This is a genomic window from Mycobacterium sp. 1245111.1 (assembly GCF_001673405.1).
Lineage (GTDB): Bacteria > Actinomycetota > Actinomycetes > Mycobacteriales > Mycobacteriaceae > Mycobacterium.
In genome coordinates this window covers 393,056-409,729 of record NZ_LZLV01000112.1, presented here as the reverse complement: position 1 = coordinate 409,729, position 16,674 = coordinate 393,056, and the positions used below count along the sequence as shown (strand labels likewise).

The window sequence follows — 16,674 nt, the reverse complement described above, 5'->3', positions numbered from 1 at the left end:
TGCTACCTAATAACTTAGGCAATCTATATGGTTGTGTGCGCTACATCACTCGGCTAATCGGACGGCCGCGCCAGGCTCCGGGTCAGCAACAGTTTCAGCTGGTCAGTGATGGCGTCGAACTCGTCGCGACTACCCACGAAGCCAGCGTAGAAGCCGACGCCCAACAGAACCGCGAGGAGCATCTCGGTGAGCGCGACGGCGTTGGTGTCCGCGTTCAGTTCGCCGCTCTGGATGCCGTCGTTGATCGCCCACAGCAGGAACGCCCGCGTTGTGTTCACCGAGTCGCTGCCGGGCCGGCTCAATTCCGGATGACGCTGCGATTCCAGTGTCGCGGCGATCAAAAACGCTGACGCAGCGTGGTTGTCGAGTTCGGCCTCGGTGGCGCTTTCGATGAAGGCCGAGACCCGACCGATCAGCGTCGTCTCACTGCTTGCCCGCTGAGTGCTGGCAGCGACCATCGCGTTGTTGGTCTCGTCCAGAACCTGCCAATACAGGACGCGTTTATTTGCGAAGTAATGGTTGATCGCGGGCCGGGTCAGGTCGGCCCGGATCGCAATCGCCTGGAAGGTGGCCGCGTCATACCCTCGTTCGCTGAATACTTCGCGGGCTGCACGCAGAATGCGTTTACGCGTTTCAGCCGCCTTTGCTGCGGGGGGACGTCCTGGTCCCCGGCTCGCTGGCTGAACCACGCTTAGATTGTGCCATAGCTCACACCTGCGGCTCTCACAAAATTGACCCGACTGTTAGCCAGCCGCCCTGTGGGGCATCAATCCGTCGGGCGGAATGCTGCCGAATTTGCCGGCCTGGAAGTCCTCAAGCGCCTGGATCACTTCGGCCTTGGTGTTCATCACGAACGGGCCGTAGTGGAACACCGGCTCGCGGATCGGCTGCCCGCCCAGAATCAGCACCTCCAGCGCGGGAATCCGTGACTCCTGCGACGGCGCGGCGTTGACGGTTATGCGGTCGCCCGGCCCCAGCACCACCAGTTGGCCCTGCTCCACCGGATGCGACACCGGCCCCACCGAGCCGCGGCCGGCCAGCACGTACACCAGCGCGTTGTAGTCCCGGTTCCACGGGATGTTCAATCGCGCGCCGGGCTGAATCGTCGCGTGCGCCATGGTGATTGGCGTGTGTGTGACGCCGGGTCCGTGATGGCCGTCGACCTCGCCCGCGATGACGCGGATCAGCGCCCCACCGTCGTCGGACGACAGCAGGGCGACGTCGCTGCCCTCGATCGACTGGTAGCGGGGAGTGGCGAACTTGTCCTTTTTCGGCAGGTTGACCCACAACTGGATCCCGTGGAACACCCCGCCGCTTTCGACGAGGTCGGCCGGCGGCGTCTCGATGTGCAGGATGCCCGCACCCGCGGTCATCCACTGGGTCGCACCGTCGGCGATCAGCCCGCCACCGCCGTGCGAGTCCTGGTGGGCGAAGCGTCCGTCGATCATGTAGGTGACGGTCTCGAACCCGCGATGAGGATGCCAGTCGGTCCCCCTGGGCTCGCCCGGCAGGTATTCCACCTCGCCCATCTGGTCCATGTGGACGAACGGGTCCAGCGCGGCGCTACTGACGCCGGCGAACGCGCGGACCACGGGGAATCCTTCTCCCTCGTAACCGCGCGGGCCGGTGGTGATCGAACGGACCGGTCGTTCGGTGTCGATCGGAGCTGCCGCGGCCACCCGCGGCAAGGTCAATGTGTCTGCGGTGATCGCGGGCATCTCGGGCCTCCTTGTTTCGGATACCCGCTATAACCGGACCGCGGTCCGATTATTCCACGACAGACGGCGTCAGCTCTTGCCCTTGGCTGACTTCGCCGCAGTCTTCTCAGTGGACTTGCCTGCGTGGGCCAGGGACCCGCCCGCGTTTTCGAGGTGTGCGCGCACGAACCACTGGAACTTCTCCAACTCGGCGGCGTGGTCGATCAGGATGTCCTGGGTGACCGGGTCGAGCTTTTCGGTTTGTTGGATGGCCTTGCGAGTGTCTTCGATGACGCCGTTGTAGACCAGGTCCAGAGCGGCCAGGTGCGCCTGCACGGTGTCGCGGCTCACCGAATAGTCGTCCCAGGTGCGGTCTTTCAGGATCGCGCCCGGAGTGCCCTGTGGCGAGCCGCCGAGCGTGGCGATCCGCTCGGCCACTTCGTCGGCGTAGCCACGCACCAGCTCCACTTGCGGGTCGATCATCTCGTGCACACCAATGAAGTTGGGGCCCACCACATTCCAGTGCACATGCTTGAGCGTCAGGTGAAGATCGTTGTAGGTGCTCAGCTGCTTCTGCAGCAGGTCAGCGATTTTGGCGGCCTGCTGGTCGGTCAGGCCGGGCACGGTGAATTGAGTCATGCGCGTCAAGTACCCGATGACCGCCGGGAGTAACCCCGGCGCGCGTCACAGCCCGCGAATGTCCTGGAGCGGCAACCGCGAACCACGGCGGGGCTCGTAGGCCAGTCCGCTGGCCTCCAGCAACCGAACCACCCGGTGACGATGCGGCCGCATCGGTTCGAGGAGTTCGACCATCTCGTCGTCGTCGATCGGTCGGCCGAGGAACGTCCAGCCGATCATCTTGGGGATGTGATAGTCGCCGACGGACAGCGCATCGGGATCGCCGAACGCGCGTTGCGCGGTCTCGGCCGCCGTCCAGATCCCGACGCCCGGCAACGACGTCAGTGCCGCGCGCGCCTTATCGGCGGGCCGCGCCGCCAGCCGCTCCAGTGACGATGCCCGCTGGGCGCAGCCGACGACGGTGCGGGCCCGGCCCGGATCGACGTTGGCGCGGTGGAATTCCCACGACGGAATGCGGAGCCACACCTCGGCCGACGGCGGCACCCGCATCCGCTGCGGCGCGGGGCCCGGTGCCGGTGTTCCGAACCTGGTCACCAGCAACCGCCAGGCGCGAAACGCATCCTTACCCGGCACCCGCTGCTCGAGCACGGCGGGGATCAGCGCCTCCAGCACCTGATCGGTCCGGCCCAGTCGCAGATGCGGCACCCGTCGATACGCCTTCGCGACGATCGGGTCAAGCGGCTCGAACCCGGACAGGTCGTCGTGGGCGCCGAGCATCGCCGGAAGCGCATCAAGGAACTCCTCGGCGCCGCTCCCCCACGCGGTGCAGTCGACCGCGTTGGCGGCGACACGGCCGATCCGCGCGGTGACAGATCCGCTGCGCAGCAAGCTGGTTCGCCAGATCGCGCCGTCGGCGTCGACCTGGAAGCACGGGTCACCCGGGCCTCGGCGCAGTGGAAAAAGAGTGTTTCCGGGGCTGACCGGACTGGGGAATGTCACCGTGCGAGCGCTACCCACCATCTGCTCCCGCCGCTGCTCGATCTCCTCGATCATAGGTCGGGCCCATGACCGTCGATGGCGTCATTGACCGGCGACTGGCTTTCGCGCCAGGATGGCGAGGTGACCACCCCCTTCGACGATCCGTCCGCCGAGTTGGCGTGGATGTTCTTGCAGTGCCTGACCCAGGGCTCCGACGTCGACGAATGCTTCGAGTTGCTCAGCGACGACTTCACGTATTGGAGCATCGTGACCCGCCACTCGCTCGACAAGGCGGAGTTGCGCGAGGAGGTCGACCGGCGCAAGCAGGGCGTCGAGTTGAACCTGGACTTCCTCCAGTGCTTCAACGACGGCGAAAGCGTGGTCATCGAAGCCGAAGCCGACGGTGAGACCAGCGACGGCGTTCACTACAACAGCCCGGCCGTGTTCATCTTCGAAACTCGCGACGGGCTCATCACCTCATTGCGCGAATACAGCGACACCCAGCTGACCGCGCACATGTTCGGCCTGGCCAGCGCCTAGCCGACGGTGATGTCCGCCTTGTCGGGGTAGAACGCCGCGTGACCGGCGATTGCCGCCACCGCCGGGTAGGGCTGCTCGTAGAACCAGATCGCGTCGTCGACCGTGCGGCCGCCGGTGGTCACGCTGTAATACCCGGCTTCGCCCTTGAACGGGCAATAGGTGCTGGTGTCCGTCCGGGTGAGCACGTCCTGGACGACGTCTTTGAACGGAATATATTGCACCGCAGGATAAGTGGACTCTTGCAACTCCAGGGCTTCGGTGGTGTCGGCGACGATCTCGCCGTTGACGCGAACCACGACCCGTTTCCCGGTCGGGTTGACGGTGATCGGATGCTCGGCGGTGGGTTCCAAAACTGGTCGACTGGTCATCACGACGTCTCCTCATATGCGAATAGCTGTTTCAACACTGCCAGCCGCACAAGATTCCCGTCGCGGTTCAGCCCGCCGGTGCGAGCATGTCTTTCCACCCGTTGTCGCCGGTGTGGCGCGAGTCCTCGAGGGAGTATCTGGCGCCGTCGGGCCCGACCACTTCGCCGCTGGAGGGCAGGTAGATCGCGCTCGGAGCGGCCGGGGTGTAGGTGCACGGGTTGGGTTGCTGACCGTTGCAATGCACCGAGCCCGCCCCGGGCCGCTCCAGCGGATCGGTGACCGGAGGCGCTGGCGGGGGGAGCCGATCGGCCGGTATCGGGTTCATCCCGTTGTTGACCGAGGGCGCCGGTATCACCTTGCCGGGGTCGACGGGTTGATCGCAGCGCGCGCCCGGCGCCGGGCAGTTGCGGATCTGGTTCGGGTCGCCATACCAGGGGTTGGTGCCCAGCGGCACGTAGGGCTTGTTGTCTCGGCACTCCCGCGGGGTCGCCCGGCGCTTGCCGGGGACGTCGACGCAGGGATAGTTGCGGGCGCCGCGGACGTCGTTCGCCTGCGTGTCTTGCGGGATCTTGCAATAGGTTCCGGACGGCAGCGGCGCGCGGCTGGTGTCGGCGGGCGATCTCCACTCCGAGGCGGGCAGGAATCCGGTCAGGCATGGCGGCGGATTGTTCAGTGACAGATTGAGGGTCATCAGCACGGCACCCGGCGCCGACGCGACCAACGTCTCGGCCACCGATCCCACCTCTGGGAGGAACACCAACAATTGTTCGAGGCCCGCGTTGTAGCGCTTGAGCATGTCGGCGACGACTTCGAGGTTGGCGATGGTCGCCGGCAGCGACTCCCGGACGTCGCTGAAGACACTGTTGACCTGCTCCGCGGTCGGTGCGCCCTTCGACAGCAGTCCCTGTAGATGTGGGTCGCTGTGCGCTATCTGGGCGGTGAGCACCCTGAGGTTGCGTGACCACTGCGCGATCGAGTCGCCCGAATCCACCTGGCTGTCCAGGATCGGCTCCGCGTTGCCGATGATGTCGTCGACGTCGGACAGGCTGGCTTCGAAGTCGCCGACGATCGACTGCGTCGAGTCGACGAGTCGCTGCAGCGCCGGCCCCAAACCGCCTACGGCAAGCGATGTTTCGTCGAGCAGCGCCGCGATCTTGCGTTTGGGCAGCACCGACAGCCCGCGGTTGGCCGCGTCGAGCGCCGGGCCTATCTCGCTGGGCACCGTGCCCTTGGTGATGGTCTGGCCCGGCGAGAAGAACTTCCCCGGGTCGCCGGCCGAGACCAGGTCGACATACTGCTCGCCGATCGCCGAGACGGAGTGCACGTTGGCGGACGCGTCGACCGGGATCTTGTAGCGGTCGTCGATGCTCAGTATCGCTCTGACACCGTGCTCGGTAGGCTCGACCTTGACCACCTTGCCGATCTGGATACCCCGGTACGTCACATTCGAGGTGCGGTACAGACCGCCTGACGCGGGCAACTCGACGATCAGGCGATACTGGCCCACCCCGAGTTGACTCGGGATGCGCAGGTAGAACCAGCCGAGCGCGAGCAGCGCGGCTAATGTCAACGCGGCGAACACAATCAGCTGATTGCGGATGAACCGGGTCAGCATCACTCGCCCCGTTCCACCGGCGCGTCTGCCGGGTTCGGGGTGTAGCGGATATCGGGAACCATCGTCGAAAGGTCGCGACCCCAGGACTGTTCGAGGGCACGCAACGCTCCGGAGAATCCGGTCCCGGTGAAGATCGCGTTGTCGACGGTGCTCAAGGTGAGGTCCAGCGCGCCGGAGACGTTGATGTAATCGCCGCGAACGATCTTCGGCACGCTGTCGATGTTGAACGGCGGCGACAGCAGCAGCGTCAGCGCGTCGACCAGATACGGTGCGGCCCGGCCGAGTTGTTTCAGCGGCCGCTGAAGGTCTTGGAGATCCTCATGTAGGTCGGCACGCGAGGCCCTGAAGGTCTGGTCGGTGACGCTACTGATCCGGCCGACCGCTTCGACCGTGTCGGCGAACAGATTCCGCTGTTGGTCGAAATGCTGGACCAGCGGCGGGAATTCGGTCAGCGCACGGTCCAGCGTGTCGGCACGTCTTGCGGCGTAGCCCAGCAGCCGGTCGGTGGAATCGATCGCCTGGTGGATGTCCTCCCGCTGCTTGTTCAGCTCGGTGGCGAAGGTGTCGAGCTTGCCCAGGAAGTCCCGGATCTGCTGCGCCCGCCCGGCCAGGATCTTGTAGACCTCGTTCTGGATCACCTCGAGGTTCGGGATTCCTCCGCCGCGCAACACCATCGCCAGGCTGGCCAGCGTCTGCTCGGTTGAGGGATAGGTCGACGAGTTGCTCAGCGCGATGATGTCGCCGGCCTTCAACAACTGAGGCGACGGGTCGGGTGGCGCCGCCAACTCGATATGCTGCGAGCCCAACAGGCTGGTCTGACCGATCTTGGCGGTCGCGTTCTTCGGCAGTCGGACGCCCTTGTCCAGATCGACGGTCAGCGTGGCGACCCAGTTCTTCAGGTCGATCGAGCGCACCGTGCCGACGAAGACGTCGGCCACCAAAACGCGGCTGTTTCCGTTGAGCGCCATCGTGTTTGGCATCTGCACGTAAATCGTGTAGGACCCCGGCCCGCTACCGGGCCCGCCGGGCAGCGGCACGTTGGCGATGCCGCGCCAATTGCCGCATGACGTCAGCATCAGCACCGCTGCCATCACCGCCAGCGCCTGCCACACCGTGCGTCCGATCAGCGGCGCCGCGCTCACCGGCCCGGTCCCGGTGCAGGTGATGGCAACGGCTGTGGATACCACGGAGGTGGCAGCGGATTGTTCTCGTCGTAGGCGTTCGGGGGCCCGGTCATGGTGTGCCCCACGGGTGGTGGCGCGATGTCGGGACCGCCCATCAACTCGGCCAGCGACGCGGCCGTCAGCAGGTTCTTGGTGGCGGGCTGGACCTGCACGCCCTGCATGCCGGGGGCAACGATCCAGCCGGGCTCCGAATTACGGTGCGACCATTGGGTATCCGGCGAGAAGATACCCGGTACCGTGGTGTCCTTGAAGCCGGGCGGTGGCTGCAGGCGCGGCTCGGAATAGGCGATGTTCTTCGGCAGTGTGTCCGCGGCGCTGAACAAGTTGATCCCGTATGGGAAGTAGTTGAACTTGATCGCGTCCAGGACCGGCGCCAGGTACTGTGCGCAGAGTTCCGCCGAGTCTTGATAGCCGAGTCGGCTGCCGGCCTGAATCACGCTGCAGATGAACTCCATTGGATTGGCGAAATTGTTGAACGCGGCCACGCCGCTGAGGCTGCCGTGAGCCGGTTCGTAGATCGCCAGCACGTTGGCCGCCATGTTGGGCAGAATGTGTAGCGCGGTCTCCAAACCGTCCCGCGGCTCGGGTTGCATGATCGTCGTGGTCACATCGCCGAGGTTGTTGACGTCGTGAGTCAGGGCGTCGCGGTTCTCGGCCAGGAATCTCTGTGCGGTCGACAGCACGCTGTCGGTGTCCCGAATGGCGTTGGCGGCAGCCTGATCGGAGCTGACGAGGTTGTCGGACAGTTGTTCCAGATCCTTGTTCAGCGCGACGAACTGCCGATCGTCCTGATGCAGCGCGTTGACGAACATTGCCAGACTTCTCAAGACCGCGAAGAAGTCGCCGCGGCCTTCGTCGAGCGTGCTCAGGGCGTTGGACAGACTGTTGAGCGTGGTGTTGATCTGTTGACCCTTGCCTTCGAGGCCGTTAGCGAAGGCCTCGACGACATCACCGAACGGCCCCTTGGGTTGATCCTTGCCGGGTCCCAACCTGTCGATGATGTGAGTCACGCTGTTGCGCAGCTCATCCCACTCCACCGGCACTTGGGTCCGCTCGATCGGAATCACCGCGCGGTCGGCCAGCACCGGGCCGCCCTTGTACGGGGGTTCCAGCTGGATGCTGCGCGAGGCCACCAGCGTCGGGTTGAGCACCACCGCCGACGCATCGGCGGGCACCCTGTACTTGTTGCGGTAGTGGAACGTGACTTTCATCCGGTCGCCGGTGGGTTCGATCTTGTCGATGGCGCCGACGCGGATGCCCATGATTTGCACCTTGTCGCCGGTGTATAGGGCGTTGACCGCGGGGAAGTAGGCCACCACGGTGTTGTTGGTCAGCCTCTGGTAGAGCTGCCAACCCACCACGCCGGCAACAAGCCCCACCGCGACGACCAGTGAACCAATGACCACCGCCGCCCTCGATAACTGCGGCAGCCGCAGCTTCTGGATGTCGAAAATGGTGCTCATCGACCGCTATCCCCCGTCCCCGCCGGGTGTGATGAACGGCGCCGGGAGCTGCGGGCCCGGTCCCGGCGGCGGCGCCGGCGCGGGCGAGACGGCAGGCGGCGGAGGCAGACCGGGCGGCAGCAGGCTCTCGCGTCGCGCTCCGGGCGGCGGGTTCGCCGGCAGCGGCACCGGTGTACCCGGGACGTTCGGTGCCGGGGCACCAGGCAGTCCGGCGTCGGGTATTCCAGGACTCGGCGGTAGACCGTCTGGCTTGGGTGGTGACGAAAGTACATCGGGCAGTGTGGGATACGGTCCGTTCGGCCCGAAGGGACCATGACCCTGGTCGATGCCGGCACACGGCATCGGGTTGGCGGGCCGCGGCGACATCTCCGCCGGCGGCGCGTACGAACACGGCGACCCCGGCGCCACAGCAGGGCCGGGATGGTCCGCCGTGCCTTCGAGCACCGGCGGCGCCGGCGGTGGCGCACCGTTGGCGAAACGCGTGCCGTTCGGGTCTGGATACCGGAAGGCGGGCAATCCCGCACTGCGCCAGAAGTTTTCGGGGTCGATGCCGCGCTTCTTGAATGCGGCGTCCACCCACGGTTGCAGGATCTGATACGGAAGCAGGTTGCCGATCATCACCTTGAAGTAGGGCCCGGAGCCTACCGCCTCGCTGAGCGCAGCGGTGTAGTTGCGCAGCGTCGCCAGCACGGAGGCAAGGTCGTTCTTGTGTTCGGTCAGGACATCGGTGACGCCGCGCAGCTGCTCCAGTAGGTGGTGCAAGTTCGGGTTGTCGTTGATCAAGCCCTGCACTTGAGTGGAGAATGACGAGACGTTGGCCAGCAGCGCCGCGATGGCCTTGCCGCGTTCGTTGAATGCCGCGAGCAGCGTCTGGGTGTTGCGCAGCAGCGCGTTGATCTGCTTGCTGCGGTCACCGAGAACGTCCGCCACTTTCCGCGCTTCGGCCAGCAAGTGTTTGAGGTCGTCGTCGCGTTTGCCGATGATGTCGGAGAACTTGGCCACCCCGTCGAGGGCCGCACTCAAGTGCGGGTAGGTCTGGTTGATGGTGCGGGACAACACATTCAACGATTCTTTGACCGTGTCGATGTTCCATCCGGCGGCGGCCTTGGTGACGTCGATAAACGCGTCGTACACCTGGTACGGGGTGGTGCTTTGGCCCAGCGGGAGCACGTCGTTGGGGCGCATCGGCTTGGCGCCGCGCGGTTCGATCTCCAGGACCTTCTTGCCCAGCAGCGTGTCGGTGCGGATGGAGACCCGGCTCTGGGTACCGATGGTGTGGGTTCCGGTGGTGAACTTCATCAGGATGTGATCGCCCTCGATCGACATGTCCTGCACGGTGCCGACGTCGACGCCGACGATGCGCACCTTGTCACCCCTGCTGACACCCGCCGAGTCGGTGAACTGCGCGTAGTAACTGGCCGTTGCGAAGAGTACGGGCAGGCTGCTGAAGCTTTGTCCCACACCGACAACGAGCACCACGATGGCGATGGCCAACGCTCCGACCCGTACCCGGTTGTCGGGCTGCAGTGTTCTCATTGCAGCGTGCACCTACCCGACGGCTGACTCAGTAGCTTGACCGAGCGCACGGGTCCGCCGGGTTGCAGCCCGTTGACTTTCAGCGACAGGTCGCAGAGGTAGAAGTTGAAGAAGTCGCCGTAGATTCCGCTGGCGCGACCGACGGTGTCGAACGCGGCGGGGACCTTGCCGACGAGGTCGCCGATTCGGTTGCGTTCGTTGTCGAGTGGGGTGGCGAGGGTTTCCAAGTGGGCGACCGCGTTGCGCAGCAGCGCTCGGTTGTCCGAGAGCAGATCGGCGACTGTTCCGGCGGCGTTGCTGATGTGCGCGGTACCGTCGGCGAGTGGGGTGGCGCGGTCTTTCAGCCCGGTGATCAGGCCCTCGAATTTGTCGATCGTGGAATCGAGTTGGTCGTGATGGCGTTCGGTGGTCTCCAGTACGACGTTGAGGTTGTGGATCACGTCGCCGATCGTCTGATCGCTTTCGGCGAGTCGGTCGGTCAACTGTGCGGTCTGGTCGAGGATGTCGTTGATGGTTCCGCCTTCACCCTGGAAGACGGTGATGATCGACGACGCGATCGAGTTGACCTTCTGCGGGTCCAGCGCCCGGAACAGCGGCTTGAATCCACCGATGAGCGCGTCGAGATCCAACGCCGGTTGGGTCCGCGACAGCGGAATGAATCCGCCTGGCGGCAAAGTTCTTTCAGCGTTCTCACCAGACCCTCGGCTGATTTCGAGGTACCGGTTACCGATCAGATCCTGGTAACGAATCTGCGCGGTCGTCGACTGGTACAGCTGCACCGAGCGATCGACCGCGAACTCCACCCGGATCCGCTTGTCCCCGTCGACCAGATCGACCTTTTTGACCTTGCCGACTTCCACCCCGGACGCGCGGACGAACTGCCCGGCACGTAGCCCGCTGGCATTGCTGAACTCCGCGGAATAAGTATTGGTCCGATCGAAGCGAATTTGGCCGAACACCACGACGATGACGGCGGTGAAGAACAATTGAACGGACACGACTGCTGCGAGCCGGGCGACAGTTCCGTTGATTCTCATGGGTTGATCGTGTACTCCCCGTATTGGCGGCCCCAGACGTATTCGTTGGCCAGCGGCTGCCCCAGCTCGAAGTGGTTGTACGGCGCAATGCTGTTGCCGGAGTCCATCACCAGATACGGCGCCGGCCACAGGTCCCGGGTGATCGGCTGCCAGCAGCCCGGCTTACCGTTCGGTCCGCCGCGGCCGTTGACACGCGGCAGGTTGTCCGGATACACGTACGGGTTCTCCGCGCCGGTGATCGCCACACCGAGTTGTGCCGAATAGTGGTTACCGCTTTCCAGCTGAGCAACTTTGGGTGCGACGTCCGCGAAATTGCGCAGCGTGCAGAACACTTCGGGGCTGTACGTATCGAGTAGGTGAGCGGTGGGTTTCAGGTCGGCGGTGAGTCGTTCCAGGAACGGCTTGGCGCGGGTGAAGATGTCGTTGCCGGTGTTGGCGAAGCCAACCGCGGCGAGCAGGGCCGCGTCGAGCTCGGCCTGATGACGGTTGAGCGTGCGCGCCGCGGCGACGGCATTGTCGATCGCATCGAAGAGATCCGGAGCCGCCGCTGCGTAGACGTTGCCGAGCGCCGCGAGTTGGTGGATGTCGTGGCGGATCGTCGGCATTCGGGGGTTCACGTGGTCGAGGATCTTGTTGCCGTTGACGATCGACTGGCCGAACTTGTCGCCCAATCCCGTGAGCGCCTGGGCGGCGGCGCTGAGTGTGAGGTTCACCTTCACCGGGTCGACGTTGTCGGCCAGCTCGACCAGCGTCTCGAACACGGTGTTGAACTCCGTCGTCACCGAGGTGGCATCAATCACCATTGACGGTGTAACACGCTCCCGCGCAGCATTTTTGGGCGATGTCAATGACACGTATTTGTTGCCGAACACCGTGGTCGCCTGAATCTTCGCGACGACGTTGGCCGGAATCAGGTCAACGTACTGCGGGTCGACGTCCAAGGTGAAGCGAGCGGCGGGTTTGCCGCGGTGCTCCACCTCGGTGATCCCGGCGACCCGGCCGACGCTGACGCCGTTGTAGGTGACCTTGGACCCCTGGTCCATCACCAGGCCGGCGCGGGCAGCCAACATCGTCAGCGTGGTCTTGGGAGTGAAGTCGCCGCGAAACTGCCCGTATACCAACGCAAGTAGCACCGCGCATGTCAGGAACAGGCCCAGACCGGCGGCGGTGTCCGGCCACGTCCGGGTCCTTCGCTCCTTCGGCCTCATGACCGGTTACACCGTGAGGTTGAAGTTTGGATCGACACCGTAGAGCGCAAGCGACGTCAGCAGCACCACGATCACGGTGGACACCAGCGAGAACCGCATCGACCGGCCGACCGCCTCGCCGACCCCGACCGGACCGCCGCTGGCGGTGTAGCCGTAGTAGCAGTGGGTGATCATCACGATCACCGCCATCACGATGACTTCGCCGCCGGACCAGAACACGTCCTCGGTGCGCAGGAAGGTGCGGAAGTAGTGCTCGTAGGTGCCGACCGATTGCCCGTAAAACAGCGTGGTGACGACCTGTCCGGACAGAAACGACATCACCAGCGCCATCGCGTAGAGCGGGACGACCACCACCAGGCCGGCCATCAGCCGGGTCGACACCAGGAACGCCACCGACTTGATGCCCATCACCTCGAGCGCGTCGATCTCCTCGCTGATCCGCATCGCGCCCAACTCGGCCGTCGCACCGGCACCGACCGTGGCCGCCAGCGCCACCCCGGTCACCACCGCGGTCACGACGCGGACATTGGCCAGGGCGGCGAAGAACCCGGTGAACGCCTCGACGCCGATGTTGCCCAGTGAGGCGAAACCCTGGATCGCGATCAACGAACCACCGGACAACGTCACGAAACCGACGATCGCCGCGGTGCCTCCGACAACGGCCATCGCGCCGGTGCCCATGCCGATCTGCGCGATCAGCCGCAGAGTCTCTCTGCGGTAGCGGCGCAGCGCCCAGCCGGTCGACCACGCACTGTTGACCGAGAACCGCGTGAGTTGTCCGGCCTTGTTGATGCCCCGAATCGTGCCGCCGCCATAGTGATTGACGGTCGCCACCGCGCGCGGATAGCGCGCGCGAATGACGGCAGCAGTCGACACGTCAGCGGCCCGTCCCGAACCGGACGCCGATGGTGGTCAGCACCACGTTGACCGCGAACAGCGAGAGCACGCACAACACCAGCGTCTCGTTGACCGCGACGCCGACCCCTTTGGGACCGCCCTTGGTGGTCAGCCCGCGGTAGCAACCGACCAGGCCAGCGATCGTCCCGAAGATCGCGGCCTTGATGGTCGCGATCACCACCTCGGGCAGACCGGTTACCAACGTCAGCGTAGCGAGATACGCACCGCCCGAGACATTTTGGAGCTTGACACCGAACAGGAATCCGCCCACCAGGCCGATCGTGATGACGGTTCCGTTGAGCAGGGTCGCAACAACGGTGGCGGCCGCCACCCGCGGCACCACCAGCCGGTGGATCGGGTCGATGCCGAGCACCTCGAGGGCGTCGATCTCTTCGCGGATCGTGCGTGCGCCCAGGTCGGCGCAGATTGCCGTCGACCCCGCGCCGGCCACCACCAGCACGGTGGTCAGCGGCCCCAGTTGGGTCACCGCCCCCAGCGCCGCACCCGCGCCCGAAATGTCCGCCGCCCCAAAGGCGGCCAGCAGCGTGTTGAGAGTGAAGACGATCAGCACGGTCAGCGGTATCGAGACCGCGATCGTTGGCAGCAGGGCGACCCGGGTGATGAACCAGGTCTGGACGATGAACTCGGTCCAATGAAAAGGCCGACGGAACAATGCTTTTCCGGTCAAGACGCACATTCGGGCGAATCCGCCCACCGTCGCCAACGGCGGCGTGATCTGGTCACGCACATAACCGACGAGACCAACCGGCGTCGTTGCCGTCATCCTCGCCTCACCGGGTCGCGCGTCGCGACATGCGTCAGCGCTGTGGCCACTTCTCCACCATGGGTCACACTATGTAACAAAAGTCACTGCGGTTACATCAGACACGCGGGGGTCGAGCGGAATAAGTTAAGGGCGATTCCGGCTTACTCGGACGGCGCCGCCTCACTGTTTCGTTTGGCATTCTTCATGTTGGCCCAGAATCGCGCCGCCTCGCGAATCGATACCTCGACCGGCCTTGGCTCCCAACCCAATTCGCGGGTGGCCTTGCTGTGGTCAACCGGAGCTTCGGCGCGCATCATCCGCACCGACTGCATGCTGAGTTCGGTGTCCTTACCGGTCAACCGGGCTCGGAGGCTCCCGAGCATCCCCAACACGTAGAGCACGGGCACCGAGATGGCCCACCGCGGCGCCGGCACACCGGCCTCGTCGGCGGCGATCTTGACCACGTCTTTCAGCGCAATCATCCGCTCGGAGATAATGTATCGCTCGCCGTTGCGGCCCCGCTCGGCCGCGATCAGCATCGCTTTTGCCGCGTCGTCGACACCGACGACCTCCAACTGAATGCCGTTCATCACGAACGGCAACTTGCCGAACACCGCGCCCGCGATGAATGCGCCGTGTGGGGTGCGCCCCCAGTCACCGTCGCCATAAGTCGTCGACACGCACATGGCGACGGCCGGCAGACCCTTTTCCGACGCGTATCGCAACACCAGATCCTCGGCCAACACGCGCGATTCGACGTACGGCGTGAGATTGCGACGGTCGATCTGTTCGGCCTCGTTGGCCACATGGCCGTGCCGACGGGCCATTGTGGCGTAGGTGCTGGTGAACACGAACCGCTGCAAGGTGGCCGCGGTGGGTTTCTCGACGGCGACATCGAGGACGTTGCGCAGGCCTTCGACGTTGGTGCGAAACAACGGCGCCGGGTCCTGCAGCCAGGCCCGCGTGTCGACCACGCAGTAGTACACCTGATCGCAGCCGCGCATCGCGTCGCGAACGGTGGCCGTGTCGAAGACGTCGCCGTGAAAGCGGGTGACGTCGAGGTCATCGATGCTGCGGGTATTGGCGCCTTCGCGGACCATCACCCGCACATCGGCACCCGTCGCGACGAGTTGACGGGTGACGTGCGAACCAAGAAAACCGTTGGCGCCGATAACCAGTTTCGGTGCGCTCACTGTTTCCCTCCGTAGGTCTGCAGCCAACGGGCCGCGTCATCGTCAAGCGTGCCAAGCTTTTCCGCTTTCCTGCACCACTTGACCCCGGCCTGCAGGAAGCGCAGCGGGTTGTAGATGTCTTCCTGCCGCGACCATTTGCCGTCTCCGGCATAGGTGACGATCGAGATGTTCGTCGCGCTGATGATGGTGCCGTCGCCGGGGTCGCGCATCGGGTTGTCCAACTCGCAGATGATCCGTCCGGTCGACTCGTCGATCACCGACCACAGCGACGGAAACTCCGTCATGTGACTGCCAGGGAAGGTCGACATCGTCTCGCGGATCCAGGCGCGCACCTCGTCGCGGCCCTTCATGGTGCCGGCGGCATGCTCGATGTAGTCGACGTCAGGGGTGTAGTGCTGCACCCATTCGTCCCAGTTCTTGGTCTCGGCGGCATGGGCGACGGTCTGCTCGAACGTGGCGAACGCGGCGGCGAGTTCGTCACGGGAAAAAACCTGCTTCACGCAAGAAACTAGAACACGTTCTACTGCGGTTTGTCGAGCATATGGATAATCGGGGAGATGACGGACTACAGCAAGGCAATCCTGGCCGGCGGCTGCTTCTGGGGCATGCAAGACCTGATCCGCAAGCAGCCCGGCGTGGTGTCGACCAGGGTCGGCTATACCGGCGATCCAAGCGTCCCCCACGCGACCTACCGCAATCACGGCAATCACGCCGAGGCGATCGAGATCATCTACGACCCGAGCAAGACCGACTTCCGGACGATTCTCGAGTTCTTCTTCCAGATCCACGATCCGACCACGAAGAACCGGCAGGGCAACGACGTCGGGCCCAGTTACCGCTCGGCGATCTTCTACACCGACGAAGATCAGCACCGGATCGCGTTAGACACCATCGCCGACGTCGACGCCTCCGGCCTGTGGCCTGGCAAGGTGGTCACCGAAGTCACCCCCGCCGGCGACTTCTGGCAGGCCGAGCCCGAGCACCAGGACTACCTGCAGCACTATCCCAACGGGTATACCTGCCACTTCATCCGGCCCGGCTGGAAGTTGCCGCGCCGGGCCGGCGTCGAGAGCTAGCCGGCTGGACCGTGAAACAGAAGCCGTGGCTGTGATTTTTCGCGGATCACAACCCTCGCTTCTGTCTCGCGGGGTCGAAAGCTAAGTTGCGATCGCGCGCAGCTGGTAGAGCCCGCGGGTGGTGGCGACGGTCTTGCCGTCGGCATCGGTCACGGTCGCTTCCAGCGTGAAATCGGACTTACCCCGTTCCGCCGCTTCGTCCTTCACCCGCGCAATGGTCTCGTCGTCCAGACGGGCTTCGGCACGCACGTCGGATTTGGCCATCGCGACGAATTGGATGTCGAGGTTTTTGACCAACGGGAAGTATTTCTCGGTGTCGAACGTGACGAGCGGAATGATCCCGCCGAGGACCTCGGCGACGGTGAACAACACGCCGGCATAGATGACACCGAAGTGGTTACCGTTGCCCTCGGCAGGGACGGTCGTGGCGGCGAAACCGGGCCGGGCCTCGACGACCTGCACGCCCATCTTGTGGGCAATCGGGATCGTCGATCCCAGGGCGCTGTTCATCGTCTCGACAAGCTGGTCGGTCACGAT

18 protein-coding genes are annotated in these 16,674 nt (G+C 64.8%); 2 read left to right on the top strand and 16 right to left on the bottom strand.

Annotated elements, in window-relative coordinates; translation table 11 throughout:
• Positions 1-53: 53 nt before the first annotated feature.
• The 4 genes from A5658_RS18500 to A5658_RS18485 form a co-directional block, all read right to left on the bottom strand.
• Positions 54-689 carry a TetR/AcrR family transcriptional regulator gene (locus A5658_RS18500; RefSeq protein ID WP_067338315.1) on the bottom strand — a complete coding sequence of 212 codons (636 nt, stop codon included), beginning with the start codon at positions 687-689 and terminating at the stop codon, positions 54-56.
• Positions 690-743: 54 nt separating this feature from the next.
• Positions 744-1,718: a pirin family protein gene (locus A5658_RS18495; RefSeq protein ID WP_067338311.1), complete on the bottom strand. Its 975-nt coding sequence runs from the start codon at positions 1,716-1,718 to the stop codon at positions 744-746.
• A gap of 69 nt (positions 1,719-1,787) precedes the next feature.
• Positions 1,788-2,336 carry a DNA starvation/stationary phase protection protein Dps gene (dps, locus tag A5658_RS18490; RefSeq protein WP_067338308.1) on the bottom strand — a complete coding sequence of 183 codons (549 nt, stop codon included), beginning with the start codon at positions 2,334-2,336 and terminating at the stop codon, positions 1,788-1,790.
• Between the two features lie 45 nt (positions 2,337-2,381).
• Positions 2,382-3,296 (bottom strand): DNA-3-methyladenine glycosylase, encoded by a 915-nt coding sequence (locus A5658_RS18485; protein WP_067338597.1) that lies wholly within the window; start codon positions 3,294-3,296, stop codon positions 2,382-2,384.
• Positions 3,297-3,350: 54 nt separating this feature from the next.
• Here A5658_RS18485 and A5658_RS18480 point away from each other — a divergent pair, with 54 nt between their 5' ends.
• The gene (locus tag A5658_RS18480; protein ID WP_156751529.1) at positions 3,351-3,794 is read left to right on the top strand and encodes a nuclear transport factor 2 family protein; all 444 of its coding nucleotides are present in this window, start codon (positions 3,351-3,353) and stop codon (positions 3,792-3,794) included.
• Here the strand turns inward: A5658_RS18480 and A5658_RS18475 are convergent.
• The 11 genes from A5658_RS18475 to A5658_RS18425 form a co-directional block, all read right to left on the bottom strand.
• Positions 3,791-4,162 carry a DUF427 domain-containing protein gene (locus A5658_RS18475; RefSeq protein ID WP_067338305.1) on the bottom strand — a complete coding sequence of 124 codons (372 nt, stop codon included), beginning with the start codon at positions 4,160-4,162 and terminating at the stop codon, positions 3,791-3,793. The genes A5658_RS18480 and A5658_RS18475 overlap by 4 nt on opposite strands.
• A 67-nt stretch (positions 4,163-4,229) precedes the next feature.
• On the bottom strand, positions 4,230-5,777 hold the full coding sequence (locus A5658_RS18470) for an MCE family protein (protein ID WP_067338302.1): 1,548 nt from the start codon (positions 5,775-5,777) through the stop codon (positions 4,230-4,232).
• Positions 5,777-6,919, bottom strand: a complete 1,143-nt coding sequence (locus A5658_RS18465; RefSeq protein ID WP_231997359.1) for a virulence factor Mce family protein — start codon at positions 6,917-6,919, stop codon at positions 5,777-5,779. The genes A5658_RS18470 and A5658_RS18465 overlap by 1 nt, the downstream gene beginning before the upstream one ends.
• Positions 6,916-8,424, bottom strand: a complete 1,509-nt coding sequence (locus A5658_RS18460) for a virulence factor Mce family protein (protein WP_067338298.1) — start codon at positions 8,422-8,424, stop codon at positions 6,916-6,918. Before A5658_RS18460 ends, A5658_RS18465 begins: the two co-directional genes overlap by 4 nt.
• 6 nt (positions 8,425-8,430) lie before the next feature.
• Positions 8,431-9,960: an MCE family protein gene (locus A5658_RS18455; protein ID WP_067338295.1), complete on the bottom strand. Its 1,530-nt coding sequence runs from the start codon at positions 9,958-9,960 to the stop codon at positions 8,431-8,433.
• Positions 9,957-10,997, bottom strand: coding sequence for a virulence factor Mce family protein (locus tag A5658_RS18450; RefSeq protein WP_067338292.1), 1,041 nt, complete (start codon positions 10,995-10,997; stop codon positions 9,957-9,959). Before A5658_RS18450 ends, A5658_RS18455 begins: the two co-directional genes overlap by 4 nt.
• The gene (locus A5658_RS18445; RefSeq protein ID WP_067338289.1) at positions 10,994-12,205 is read right to left on the bottom strand and encodes an MCE family protein; all 1,212 of its coding nucleotides are present in this window, start codon (positions 12,203-12,205) and stop codon (positions 10,994-10,996) included. The genes A5658_RS18450 and A5658_RS18445 overlap by 4 nt, the downstream gene beginning before the upstream one ends.
• A 6-nt stretch (positions 12,206-12,211) precedes the next feature.
• Positions 12,212-13,081 (bottom strand): ABC transporter permease, encoded by an 870-nt coding sequence (locus A5658_RS18440; protein ID WP_067338286.1) that lies wholly within the window; start codon positions 13,079-13,081, stop codon positions 12,212-12,214.
• A 1-nt stretch (position 13,082) separates the two neighbouring features.
• The gene (locus A5658_RS18435) at positions 13,083-13,886 is read right to left on the bottom strand and encodes an ABC transporter permease (protein ID WP_067338283.1); all 804 of its coding nucleotides are present in this window, start codon (positions 13,884-13,886) and stop codon (positions 13,083-13,085) included.
• A gap of 143 nt (positions 13,887-14,029) precedes the next feature.
• Positions 14,030-15,061 (bottom strand): NAD-dependent epimerase/dehydratase family protein, encoded by a 1,032-nt coding sequence (locus A5658_RS18430; RefSeq protein WP_067338280.1) that lies wholly within the window; start codon positions 15,059-15,061, stop codon positions 14,030-14,032.
• Complete coding sequence (locus A5658_RS18425) at positions 15,058-15,561, bottom strand: nuclear transport factor 2 family protein (RefSeq protein ID WP_067338276.1); 504 nt, start codon at positions 15,559-15,561, stop codon at positions 15,058-15,060. The genes A5658_RS18430 and A5658_RS18425 overlap by 4 nt, the downstream gene beginning before the upstream one ends.
• Positions 15,562-15,618: 57 nt before the next feature.
• Between A5658_RS18425 and msrA the strand changes: the two genes are divergently transcribed.
• Positions 15,619-16,137: a peptide-methionine (S)-S-oxide reductase MsrA gene (gene msrA, locus A5658_RS18420; protein WP_067338273.1), complete on the top strand. Its 519-nt coding sequence runs from the start codon at positions 15,619-15,621 to the stop codon at positions 16,135-16,137.
• Between the two features lie 81 nt (positions 16,138-16,218).
• Here the strand turns inward: msrA and A5658_RS18415 are convergent, their stop codons facing one another.
• Positions 16,219-16,671 carry a YiiD C-terminal domain-containing protein gene (locus tag A5658_RS18415; protein ID WP_369830542.1) on the bottom strand — a complete coding sequence of 151 codons (453 nt, stop codon included), beginning with the start codon at positions 16,669-16,671 and terminating at the stop codon, positions 16,219-16,221.
• Positions 16,672-16,674 lie beyond the last annotated feature (3 nt).